Origin of the sequence: Povalibacter sp. (assembly GCF_036735925.1) — a bacterium.
Lineage (GTDB): Bacteria > Pseudomonadota > Gammaproteobacteria > Steroidobacterales > Steroidobacteraceae > Steroidobacter.
This window is the reverse complement of sequence record NZ_DAINNK010000114.1, coordinates 1-11,490: the sequence shown is the minus strand read 5'-3', so window position 1 is coordinate 11,490 and position 11,490 is coordinate 1. Positions and strand designations below refer to the sequence as shown.

General features: G+C 64.9%; 10 protein-coding genes. 5 read left to right on the top strand and 5 right to left on the bottom strand.

All coding sequences use genetic code 11. The annotated features are described in order from the left end of the window. Positions 1 to 426 (top strand): SRPBCC family protein (locus V7D81_RS21635; protein WP_324320218.1); only part of this gene is annotated, 426 nt, incomplete at its 5' end. Positions 427 to 448: 22 nt separating this feature from the next. On the opposite strand, the gene V7D81_RS21630 is transcribed toward V7D81_RS21635, so the two are convergent. Further along, positions 449 to 1,558: a polyamine ABC transporter substrate-binding protein gene (locus V7D81_RS21630; RefSeq protein ID WP_324320216.1), complete on the bottom strand. Its 1,110-nt coding sequence runs from the start codon at positions 1,556 to 1,558 to the stop codon at positions 449 to 451. A 187-nt stretch (positions 1,559 to 1,745) separates the two neighbouring features. Between V7D81_RS21630 and V7D81_RS21625 the strand changes: the two genes are divergently transcribed. Beyond that, positions 1,746 to 2,840: a FecR family protein gene (locus V7D81_RS21625; RefSeq protein ID WP_324320220.1), complete on the top strand. Its 1,095-nt coding sequence runs from the start codon at positions 1,746 to 1,748 to the stop codon at positions 2,838 to 2,840. Positions 2,841 to 2,867: 27 nt separating this feature from the next. On the opposite strand, the gene V7D81_RS21620 is transcribed toward V7D81_RS21625, so the two are convergent. Genes V7D81_RS21620 through V7D81_RS21610 form a run of 3 tightly spaced genes read right to left on the bottom strand, consistent with a single transcriptional unit; the run spans position 2,868 to position 6,399 of the window. After that, positions 2,868 to 4,526 (bottom strand): AAA family ATPase, encoded by a 1,659-nt coding sequence (locus V7D81_RS21620; protein ID WP_324320214.1) that lies wholly within the window; start codon positions 4,524 to 4,526, stop codon positions 2,868 to 2,870. A gap of 18 nt (positions 4,527 to 4,544) precedes the next feature. Then, positions 4,545 to 5,684: a sensor histidine kinase gene (locus V7D81_RS21615; protein WP_324320212.1), complete on the bottom strand. Its 1,140-nt coding sequence runs from the start codon at positions 5,682 to 5,684 to the stop codon at positions 4,545 to 4,547. Between the two features lie 19 nt (positions 5,685 to 5,703). Further along, positions 5,704 to 6,399 carry a response regulator gene (locus tag V7D81_RS21610; protein ID WP_324320210.1) on the bottom strand — a complete coding sequence of 232 codons (696 nt, stop codon included), beginning with the start codon at positions 6,397 to 6,399 and terminating at the stop codon, positions 5,704 to 5,706. A gap of 7 nt (positions 6,400 to 6,406) precedes the next feature. On the opposite strand from V7D81_RS21610, the gene V7D81_RS21605 reads away from it, so the two are divergent. The 3 genes from V7D81_RS21605 to V7D81_RS21595 are packed head-to-tail and all read left to right on the top strand — an operon-like array spanning position 6,407 to position 10,802. Continuing rightward, positions 6,407 to 7,672: an efflux RND transporter periplasmic adaptor subunit gene (locus V7D81_RS21605; RefSeq protein ID WP_324320208.1), complete on the top strand. Its 1,266-nt coding sequence runs from the start codon at positions 6,407 to 6,409 to the stop codon at positions 7,670 to 7,672. Continuing rightward, positions 7,669 to 8,355 carry an ABC transporter ATP-binding protein gene (locus tag V7D81_RS21600; RefSeq protein ID WP_324320206.1) on the top strand — a complete coding sequence of 229 codons (687 nt, stop codon included), beginning with the start codon at positions 7,669 to 7,671 and terminating at the stop codon, positions 8,353 to 8,355. The genes V7D81_RS21605 and V7D81_RS21600 overlap by 4 nt, the downstream gene beginning before the upstream one ends. After that, positions 8,352 to 10,802, top strand: a complete 2,451-nt coding sequence (locus V7D81_RS21595) for an FtsX-like permease family protein (protein ID WP_324320204.1) — start codon at positions 8,352 to 8,354, stop codon at positions 10,800 to 10,802. Before V7D81_RS21600 ends, V7D81_RS21595 begins: the two co-directional genes overlap by 4 nt. Here V7D81_RS21595 and V7D81_RS21590 read toward each other — a convergent pair. Next, positions 10,732 to 11,316 carry a DOMON-like domain-containing protein gene (locus V7D81_RS21590; RefSeq protein WP_324320202.1) on the bottom strand — a complete coding sequence of 195 codons (585 nt, stop codon included), beginning with the start codon at positions 11,314 to 11,316 and terminating at the stop codon, positions 10,732 to 10,734. The two genes, V7D81_RS21595 and V7D81_RS21590, sit on opposite strands and share 71 nt — an antisense overlap. Positions 11,317 to 11,490: the final 174 nt, after the last annotated feature.

The window sequence follows — 11,490 nt, the reverse complement described above, 5'->3', positions numbered from 1 at the left end:
ACGCTCGACGCACCGGCCGAAAAGCTCTTCCGCTGCTACACCGACCCGAAGCTGCTGCAGAAGTGGTTCGCTCCCGAGCCGTGGACGATCAAGAGCGTCGACATCGATCCGCGCGCCGGCGGACGCATGAGTTTCGTCATGGCTTCGCCGGACGGTCAGGAGTATCCCAACAGCGGCCTCTACCTGGAGGTCGTGCCGAACAGGAAGATCGTCACCACCGATGCCGTGACGCCGGACTTCAAGCCGTCAGGCCCTTTCATGATCGCCGAAGTCACTTTCGAAGATCTCGGCAACGGCAAGACCCGGTATCGCGCCGTCGCGCGTCACTGGAACGAGGAAACGATGAAGCAGCATCAGGAGATGGGCTTCGAGCCGGGCTGGACGCAGACGGCGCGGCAGCTCGAGGCGCTCGCCAGGAAAATCTAGAAGCCCTGCGAAGCCGTCGGCATCACCGCCCGGTCACGAAGCGCGTCCAGGTCCGGTTGAGCGAGCGCGTGAAGTCGGCGGACTTCGTCAGGTTCGGTTGCAGGCGCGCCGTGACTTCGGGCGTCGGGTAGATGCTCGTGTCGGCGCGCAGCGATTCATCGATCAGCGGCGTCGCCGCGGCGTTGCCATTCGCGTACTTGACGAAGTTCGAGTTCGCCGCCGCGACCTCCGGTTGCAGCAGGTAGTCGATCAGCTTGTGCGCGTTGCCGGGATGGGCGGCGTCGATCGGGATCGCCAGCGTGTCGAACCACATCAGCGCGCCTTCCTTCGGGATCGAATACCTGATGTCGAGCGGCTTGCCGGCCTCCTCGGCACGATCGCGCGCCTGCAGCACGTCGCCGCTGTAGCCCACGGCGATGCACAGTTCGCCATTCGCAAGCTGCTCGATGTATTGCGAGCTGTGAATGGTGCGCAGGAATGGCCGGATCTTCATCAGCGCGTCTTCTGCCAGCTTCAGGTCCTCGGCGGATTCGCTGTTGGGATTCCTGCCGAGGTACAGCAGCGCGGTGCCGATCATGTCGGTCGGATCGTCGAGCATCGACACGCCGCAATCCTTGAATTTCGAGATCACTGCGGGGTCGAAGATCAGTCGCCAGCTGTCGACCGGCGCGTCCGGCATGATCTTCTGCAGCTTTCCCGCGTCGTAGCCGATGCCGGTCGTACCCCACATGTACACGACGGAGTGCGCATTGTCCGGATCGTGCGCGGCCTCGCGCTGCGCGATGTCCGGATCCACGTTCGCGAGGTTCGGCAGCTGCGATTTGTCGAGCTTGCGGAACACGCCTGCCTTGATCTGGCGTTCGAGGAAGTAGGCGCTCGGCACGACCAGGTCATAGCCGGAAGTGCCGCTCAGCAGCCGGGTCTCGAGTATTTCGTTCGAATCGAAGACGTCGTAGCGCACCTTGATGCCGGTGTCCTGTTCGAACTTCTTCAGCACCTCTTCGTCGATGTAATCCGACCAGTTGAAAACGTTGACGACAGGCTCTTCCTGACCGGCCGTCGGGGCGCCTGGTGCGGCGGCCTGTTCAGTGGTGGATTCTTTCTTTCCGCAGCCGGCAATCGCGAACAGCATGAGGGCGATCCCGAACAAAAATCGTTGCGCACGCATCCCTGGCTCCGGAGAAAGGTGGCGGTTGAATCTGCACCATATAGGTCGATAGTTCTCCAGAGAACGTGGAGTGTGCGTATCTCCCGAGCAGAGCAGGACGCAGCACTGGCGGATGGCAGATCGCAACGCATGATCCGCTCCCTTGCCTGCCGTGCGGGCTCAGGCTGACAATGCACGCCAGCCTGACAGGGAGGTGGTCGTGACATTGCGCGAAGAACGAAAGCTGCGAGCCGCAGAAGAAGCGGAAGCGTGGCTCGAACGACTGGAGCGCACCCTGCGTCCGGACGAGGTCGCGCCCTTGCGGGAGTGGCTCAAGGTCCGGCCGCATCGCGATGCGATCATCGCGAGATGCAATCTCTGGCATGGGCCGGAGATCCTGGCAGTGCTGGCCACTCTCTTTCCTGTGGACATGGCGCCACCGCCGCCCAATCGCTGGTTGGGGCAGGTCGCGCTTACCGCCTTTTCGGCGGTGGTCTGGCTTGGAGTCATCGTGACGATCGTGGTGCTGTGGACGCGCGAAGATGCCTCTCGCACGCCCTTCGGCGCCGGAGATTCCTATCGCACGGCCGTCCACGGGCAGCGCGTACTCCGGCTCAGCGACGGCAGCAGCGTCATGCTCAATACCGCAACGTATGTGCTCGCGAACATCGGAACCAGATCGCGCGAAGTCACCCTCGTCGATGGCGAAGCAACTTTCGATGTGACGAAGGATCCTGCCCGTCCATTCCAGGTTCGTGCAGGCAGCCGGCAGTTCGAATGCGGACCCGATGGCGGACGCTTCAATATCCGCCGCCTCTCCGACACCGATGTCGAGATCACCCTCGTGCGCGGCAGCATCAAAGCGCTGGTCAACGCCGATGCTGCGGCCCTGACGCCGGCGCAAGTGCGCTCGCGGTTCAGTGCAGGCGCGCACACCTTCCATGCTTCTGAAGGCGGGTTGCTCGGACCCGGATGGGTATTGCCCGGGAAGCTGGACAAAGAAAGCATGGAAAGGCGCCTTGCCTGGCAGCGTGGGCGAATCATCCTCGTCGACGAAATGCTTGAGGATGCACTCAAGGAAGTCGAGCGCTATACGACGACCCGGTTCGTGCTCGTCGATGACGGATTGCGCAGGCTCCGGGTCAGCGCCGAGTTCCGCACCGGCGACATCGACGCCGTCCTGCGCCTGCTGCGGGACACGCTGCACGTCGAATCGCGAGCAGATGAGAACGGCGACTTCCTGCTTTCGCTGTCCACACAGCCATAGCTCGCACACTTGAGCGTCGAAGCGCTTTCAGTCAGCGTCGCTCAGCGCGTCGTCCGCCAGGTACTGCAGCGCATCGGGAACAAAGGAAAGGTCGGTCGCTTCGCGCACTGCCAGCCGCATCTGCTTTTCCAGCACATCGTGCGGGACAGGATTCTGGTAGCGGGCAAGGCAGCGCCTGAGCGCCTCGCCTGCAGCGACGCCTTCGGTGCGCACCAGCCGATAGGCCTTCACGACAAGCGCTTCGGCTGCGCCGGGTGTCAGTAGCTGCGGCAGCGAATCGATACGCGCAAGATCGTCGTCGGCAACCTCGAGTTCGTAGCGTGTCGCCAGCGCCAGGAGCAAGCGGGCGCTTTCCGCTCTCGTGCTCGTCGGCAGGATCGGAATCTTGAGATCCAGGCGTCCCGGGCGTTTCAGATCCACTTCGATCAGATCCGGGCGCGACGACGCCAGTACCCACATCACTCTGCCGCGATTCGCACTCTCGGACATTTCCTGAGCAATCATCGAGTAGAGCCTGCCCGACAGGCCGTTGTCCCCCGTCCCGGAATCGCGTCGACCGAGCGTCTGATCAGCCTCGTCGATGAAGACGATGCAACGGCCCAGCGCGCGAGCGAGGCTGAAAACCTTTTCGAGATTCCCCTCGCTCGCACCGATCCACTTCTCGCGGAAATTCTTCAGCTTGACGATCGGTACGCCGACTTCGCCGGCCAGGCATTCGACCAGAAACGTCTTGCCGGTGCCGACGGGTCCGCAAAGCAGATACCCCATGGGCAACGCCCGCAGGTCATTGCTCCTCCATAGCTTGATGTCCTGGCGCAACCAGCGCTTGAGTTCGTCCTGTCCGTGGTAGTTGTCCAGCGTCCGCGTGGACTGCAGGAATTCGATGAGGCCCGGCGCGTCGTGCTCGACCATCTCCTTTTTCACGGCAGCGAATTCGTCGTACCGCAACACCTGCTGCCGGTAGGTCCGCACCTTGGTCAACTGCTCGATCGTGCGGATCGATACGCCCACCATCGACGCTGCGAGAGCATTCAGATCAGGACTTTCCGGGATCGTTCCCGGGTAGTTGCGCTGAAGAACCGTCAGGGCGGCCTGCAGTTCGGCTACCGAAGGCAACGGAACCTGCACCGACGCCACGTGCGGCCCGAAGGCGATGAGCGGTTCGAGATCACTGAGATTGTCCGTGATCAGAATACTGGTGAAGGGCAGCTGCGCGAATGGATCGCTCGAACCCCACTCGCGCACAATCGCAGTGAGCGCACCGTGTTCGAAGCCGGCGCCGTCCACCGGAAGGATCTGTCCAGCGGAGCGAATCAGCACGGCGACGCGCACCGCTTTGCCCGGATCGAGCGCGCTCATGTTGGCCAGGTAGCGCAGATACTTGCTGACGAAGCGAACGGCTTCGAGAGGACCCTGCGGCAAACTCCGCAGCGCCGAGGGAACCCAGTCAGAAAGCCGCTCTGCACCGCGCGCCACGACGAGACCGCTGCCGAGATCGTAGGTGAACACGACATCGAAGCTCTCGAGTACCTCGTCGCGAACATAGTGATCGATGTTGACGAGTCTGCCGCCCGACGCCATTCGATCGTTCACATTGCCGTGAACCACGAACTGGCCCGAAGCGCCACTCTCGAACGTGACCTGAAGCTGGGTTGCCCAGTCGGGTGCGTCGTCAATTGGATGCATAACTGCCCGCTCAATCCGTCAGAACGTCAACAGGAACGTCGCTCCCCGTTGCAGACCTCGCACATACCGCACGCGCCCGCCCATTCCGTACACCAGCCGGCGCGCCACCGCGAGCCCGATTCCTTGCCCGTCTTCGCGAGTCGTGAAGAAGGGCAGGAATATCTGTTGCTCGAGTCCTTCCGGAACGCCCGGTCCGTTGTCGCGCACGCTGATCAGCATCCGGCCGCCGCGTCCCAGTCGCGCCTGAATCCACAGCCGCGGTTCCGTTTCGTTCTCCGTTGCGTTCTCGGCGTTCTGGATCAGCGCGAGCAGCGCCTGTTCGAGCTGGCCTTCATCGGCCATGAGTCGTGCGCCGGGTGAGGCGACGTCGAAATCGACTGCGCCGTTGCGATGGAGCCAGCGCGGCTCCACGGAGGCGCGGAGCCGCGCGAAGAGTGAAACGAGATCGATGGGAGTTATTACGGGCGCCGGCCATTGGCCGATCTGTCGATACGAATTCACGAAGGCCGAGATGTGTGCGGTGCGGCGACCGATGGCGTCCAGCGCCGTACGCAGATCGGCGTTCCCCCCGGAATCGCCCAGCAGTTCGAGTGCGGTTTCGCTGAGGCTCTTGATCGGCGCCAGCGAGTTCATGATCTCGTGGGTCAGGATCTGTACGAGTTCCTGCCATGCGCGCATCGATTCGGATTCGAGTTCGTGTTCGATGGGGGTCAATGCCACCAGCATCTGTTCTTCGCCTTCGACGGCGAGGCTGTTGCGATGGATCTGCCAGCGTTCGGCGCCGCGTTCCGTGTCCAGGGTGATTGCGCCGTGCGGCGGATGCGTGCGCAGCAACTGCAGGAACTGATCGGGGTCGCGAAGGCCGCCCGCTGCGGTAAGGCGTCGCGCGCGATTGGTCAGCGGTTGCGGCGCCTGTTCACCGCGCAACAGCCAGAGCGCGACGGGAATGCGTTCGAGATGGATGGCCGCGGTGATGCGTTCATCCAATGGCGCCGGTCGTGGCTCGGGCGGTGTGGGTGGCAGCGGGCGATGCGCACGCATCAATGGCCAGCCCGCAATCACGCCGGCCACGCCGAGCACCGCCGCGGCCACCCAGGTTCGCGAAGAATCGCCGGCGCCCGCGCCCAGTGCGCCGGCGGCGCACCACAGCAGGGACATCGCTGCGAACCGGAGCCGGTCAGAGGCCATGCTTCTGCAGTCGCCGATAGAGCGCGGCCCTCGACAGGCCCAGCGCCCGCGCTGCCGCGCTGAGGTTGCCCTGCGCATCCGTCATCGCACGCAGCACGGCGGAGCGCTCCTGTTCGACGAGCGGTTGCGGCGTCGTCTCCCGCGAAGGATCGTCGGTCTGTTTCGCCGGCGCGGATTGCGTGCGCTTTGCGTAGTCCAGCGCTTCGCGACAGACGTGGAGGAGGCGGGCGTTGTCCCAGGGTTTGGTGATGAAGTCGAAGGCGCCGTGCTTCACCGCGCGCACCGCAAGTTCGATGTTGGCGTAGGCGGTCAGCACGATGACGACTGGCGGCGCAGACATCGCACGAATCTCATCGAGCAATCGCAACCCCTGCTCGCCGTCCGTCCGGCCCGGTGCGAAATTCAGATCCAGCAACAGCAGTGCAGGCCGCAGGCGTTCGAGTGCACCGTAGAGTTCGACGGTGCGGCGAAGGGTGAAGACGGGCGCCAGCCGGCGCTGCAACAGAAGCTGCAGCGACAGGCCGATGTCGGGATCGTCATCCAGGACGAGAATCGAGGACGGGAGTGCCGCAACTTCCATGCGGCGATGATGGCAGCGTTCGCGCCAGCGATGCCAGCGAGGTGTCCGGAAACGAACGGTGGGCTTGGCCTGTCCGCTGCGCATGACCCAATCTGTCTGCGTCATGCATGCCTTGAAATCACCGCAGTGGTCGTCGCACGAGGACGCGGATGCCGTGAGCGGCGCCGCCATGGACCGGGCGTTGCCGCGACCGCCGGCCTGGCGTCGTTATTCGAGGCATGTCGTTCTGGCCGTGCTCGCCATCGTCGTGGCGCTGCTCGTCTGGCGTCAGCCGGTTCCGGCGCGGGTCGTCGATTCGCCGCGATTGGCGGAAGTGAAGTTCGGCGAGTTCCGTGACGAAGTGGCCTTGCGCGCCCGTGTCGAACCGGTTCGATCTTTTCAGCTCGATGCGATCGAGGCTGGCAGGGTGGAGGCGGTGTTCGTGAAGGACGGCGATCTGGTGGCCGCCGGCGATCCGCTATATCGGTTGTCGAGCGGCGAGATGGAACAGCAATTGCTGGCGCGCCGCGCCGAGGTCGCGCAGCAGCTCGCCAACGTGTCCATCGAGCGCAGCGCACAGGCGGCGAGCCTCGCGCAGAACCGCCGCGTGCTGCTGCAACTGGAGGCGGACTACCAGGCGGCCGATTCGCGCTACCGGCGAACGAAAGAACTCGCCGCGTCGGGCTATGTCCCGGCCATCGACTTCGAGGAAATCCAGCTCCGGCGCGAGACTGCCGTGGAACTGCTCGAACAGGTGCGGCGCGACCAGCGCGAGGAAGCGCGAATCCGCGAGGTGTCGATCGGGGAAATGGCGCATGCCGTCGAACAGTTGCAATACGGACTCGCTGCGCTCGAACGCGCGCAGGAACGTCTCGACCGCAATGCGCCCATCGCCGGGCGTCTCACCGGCTTTCAGGTTCGCGTGGGTGCCAGCGTCGGCCCGGGCGACCGGCTCGGCCGCATCGACGATCCCGCGGGCGGCATGCAGTTCGTCGCGGAGATCGATGAGTACTACCTGTCGCACCTCGACACCGGCATGGAAGCGACCAGCAATCTCGGGACGCTGAAAGTCATGCAGGTGTTGCCCGACGTGCGCGACGGCAAGGCCCGCGCGGTGTTGCAGCAGATCGAACCGTCCGCATCGAGACAACTGCGCGCCGGTCAGAACGTCGACATCCGGTTGCAGATGGGCGATGCCGTTCCCGCGCTGCTGATACCCGATGGACCCGGCGTGCAATCGACGCTGTACGTCCGCGAAGGCGATGGACTGCGTCGCCGCACGGTCCGGCTCGGCCGGCGCGGCAGCGGACAGGTCGAAGTGCTCGGCGGCCTGCGGGCCGGCGAGGTCGTACTGATTTCCGAACCCCCTTCCGATGCAGAGAGGTTGGCACTGCCATGATCGAGATGCAGCAACTGAGCAAGCGCTACCGGGCCGGCGAAGTCGAAACCACTGCGCTCGACTCGATCGACCTGCAGATCGATGCGGGCGAATACGTGGCGATCACCGGTCCCTCCGGCTGCGGCAAATCCACGCTGCTCGGCATCGTGGGCCTGCTCGACGTGCCGACCTCGGGCACGCTGCGGCTCGACGGTCACGATGTCACCGGCAAATCGCCGCGCGAACTGGCTGCGCTGCGCCGCGACCGCATCGGCTTCGTTTTCCAGAGCTTCAACCTGGTCGACGAGCTGACGGTGGAACAGAACGTCCAGCTCGCGCTGCGCTACGGCGGTCTGCCGGCGGCGAAACAGAAGCAGCGTGTGGCCGAGGCGCTCGAACGACTCGGCCTGTCGCATCGTGCGCGGCATCATCCCAGTCAGCTGAGCGGCGGTCAGCAGCAGCGCGTCGCCATCGCGCGCGCCATTGCTGCGCGACCCGCGCTGCTGCTGGCGGATGAACCGACCGGCAATCTTGACAGCGCGCACGGGCATGAAGTCATGCGGTTGCTGCGCGAGTTGAACGAGGAAGGCGCGACGCTGATCACCGTCACGCACAGCGCCGAGCACGCCGCGCTGGCGTCGCGATGCATTCGCCTGCTCGATGGTCGCGTGCTGGTGGATGCACACGCGGACCGCGTGTCATGAAGACATTGCTCGTCGACGCCTGGCAGAACCTGAGAACCCGGCGCAGCCACGCACTCGTCGCAGTCGGTGGATTGGCGCTCGCGTTGGCCGCCTGCGCACTGGTGGCCATGACGATGATTGCGTTGAGCGCGCCCGATCCGGCCGTCGAGGATCCCGACCGCGTCGTCGTGCTGGATTTCAAAGGCAACCAGCCGGATCGGCAGAACGACTGGTCCCTGGCTTCGCCGCTGTCCTTCGGCCCGATGCTCCGGCAATCGGGCGCGCCGCTCGATCGCATCGGCCGGGTGGCTGGCAGCGGCATGGACATCCGCCACGAAGGCCGCGGTTCGCCCGCGTACCTGTTGGTGGCCGACCCGGACGTAGTGCCGTTGCTCGGGCTGAAACCGTCGCACGGCGATCTGAATGCGGCGCTCGCGCGACCCGACGGTATTGCCATCTCTGTCGATGTCGTGCGCACGCTCTGGGGCGATCTGCCACCCGCCGAGGCTGTCGGAAAAAGAATCGAGGGGTGCGGCGAGGAGGGCGACTACAACGTATTCACCGTCATGGCGGTGCTGCCGAACACCGATCCGCGCAGTCCGCTCTACAACCCGAATCCCTGGGTCGGCGGCGCCATGGCCATGGTCGGCTTCGACTCGCCCGCGTCCGTGCCGCGCGAGCGTCAGGAAGCAATCTATGCTGCCTACATCTACGGGTGGGTCTTCGCAGAATTGCGCGAGGGGACGGACGCAGAAGAGATCGGCGCATGGATACACGAGGCCTTCGTCGCCAGTCCGCTGTACGCGAAGCTTCCTGTGGAATGGAAGGACAACCGGGAGGCGGCCTTCTTCCGGGCGCTGCCTCTCAGCGAGCTGCCATTCAAAGGCCGGGGCAAGGAAATACGCTGGACGGTATTGCGGGCGCTGGCGGTCGCCAGCGTCCTGATGCTGCTGCTGGCAGCGTTCAATTGCATGAATCTGCAGACCGCCAGCCTGTTGCAGCGTCAGCGCGAGACGGCGCTCCGGCGCAGCATCGGCGCCGCCGGTCCGCAACTCGTCATGCTGTGGACGATGGAGGCATTCATTCTGATCGCATCGGCTGCCGTGCTGGCGCTGCTGCTGGCATGGTGGCTGGCGCCGTCATTCGCAGCGTTGCTGCAACTGCCGCCGGGTTATGAATTGGGCAGTCCGGTGCCCGTCAGTATCCTGGGCGGCATCGCGATCACGGTGCTGGCGCTCGTTCCGCTCGTCGTCGGGTTTCCGGCATGGCGGGCGTTGCGCAATCCGCCGGCGCCGGCGCTGCAGGGCCGGACCGCGAGCGAGGGTCCGTGGGGACGCCGCGTTCGCCAGTCGTCGCTCGCAGTGCAGTTCGTCGGCGCCGTGGTGCTGTGTGCGATGGCCTTCATCCTGGCTGCTCAGCAATATCACCTCATGAATGCCGACCGGGGCTTCGAAACACGCAATCGCGTGTGGTTGACGATTCATACCAATCCGGAGCGCATTCCCGATCTCGAAGGATTCAAGCGCGCACTCGCGAATCATCCGGACGTTCTGCACGTTGCCCTGAGCGACAACGTTCCTGCCCTGCCGGTCGACGGCAGGATCGAACTGCACGTGAGCCGAACGCAGCACCGGCAGGCGTTGCGCATGATCAGCGTGTCGCCGGGCTTCTTCGACACCCTGGGGATGCGCGTTCTCGCCGGCACGCCGCGTGCGGGCAGCGGCGAGACCAGCATCGCGATCGACGAAAGCGCCGCCAGGGCACTGGGCTTCGACAGCCCGCAGAGCGCCATCGGTGAAATCCTGCGCAGCGGCGGCGACTTCATTCAGGAGGGCTCGCAGGAACGACGCATCGTCGCAGTCGTGAACGACTACAAGATGGAGTCGGCCCGCAAGGCGAGCATGCCCAAGGGCTTCATCGTGACCGACAAGCCGCTCTGGGACATCACGATCCACGGCACGAACGCCGCCACGCTGGCGCAGACCGTCGGCGAACTCTGGCGCCAGCACGGACCGCCGCTCGATTTCGATATCTGGACGCTGGATCAGACGCTGGCCTGGGCGTATCGCCAGGAAGGCGCATTCACCCATCTGCTGGGCGCGCTCTCGTTCCTTTGCATCGGCGTCGCCATGCTGGGCGCCTACACGCTGGTCGCCGACAGCCTGCGCCGTCGCCGCATGGAACTCGTGCTGCATCGCCTGCACGGCGCGAGCGATGCGGCGATCATGCGGCAGGCGAGCAGCGAGATCGCGGTTCCGTTTCTGGTCGCCGTATTCATCGCATTGCCGCTGGCGTGGTGGCTGGGCTCGCGTTACCTGGGCGGCTTCGTCGACCGGCTCGATGCGATGACGGGCATCGTATTGCCGATCGTCGTTGCGATCGTGGCGACACTGGTGATCACCGCTTTCGCGGTGCTGCGTCATCTGCGTCGTGCGGTGTCGTGGCAGCCGATTGAAGCGTTGCGATAGGCGCGAACCCCGCCGCGTGATGGAAGTCCGGCTTGCCGGCGGGATGATTCAGCGCCCAGTAACAGGTTCCGCCGTCGCGGTCCTTCAGCACGGCGGACAGGGCGATTCTGTGTGCGGCGGTCGCGGCGACGTCGACGCGGGCGTTCAGCACGAAGCACTGGGCGGTCTGCTCGCATGAAATCCGCGGCGGCCGATCCAGGGCGAGGTCCGCCATCCCGTCGCGGTAGGCGCGGAACCGGTACGCGGCCCAGTCGCCGGAGGGAGAGAAGTTGAACTCGCTGTAGTCGCTCGCCCCGGGCGAATCCAGGAACATCTCGAAGCACGTGTGTTGCCACAGCCCGTGGGTGCGGGCGGGCGCTGCGCTCGTCGCAGGGATCGCCAGTCGCCCGATCGTTCCGCGCACTTTGTATCGGCACAGCACGATGCCATCGGCCTGCCGTTCGATCGCGACTTCGAGTGCATCGATGAAAGCGCAGGGTGTGGTCGGATGGGGCCGCAGGCGGAAGGTGTTCATGGTCCGATGTCACCAGGTCGAATCGAGCGTCCCTTCCTCCGCGCACCGGGGGTGGGGGTTTCTGTAGGTCAGGCTTCAGCCTGACTTCTGAAAGGAGGCCGGCTGAAGCCGGCCCCACAAGCAAGAGGCCCCCACCCTGACCCTCTCCCCTCGCTGGGGGATTCCGGCGCGCTT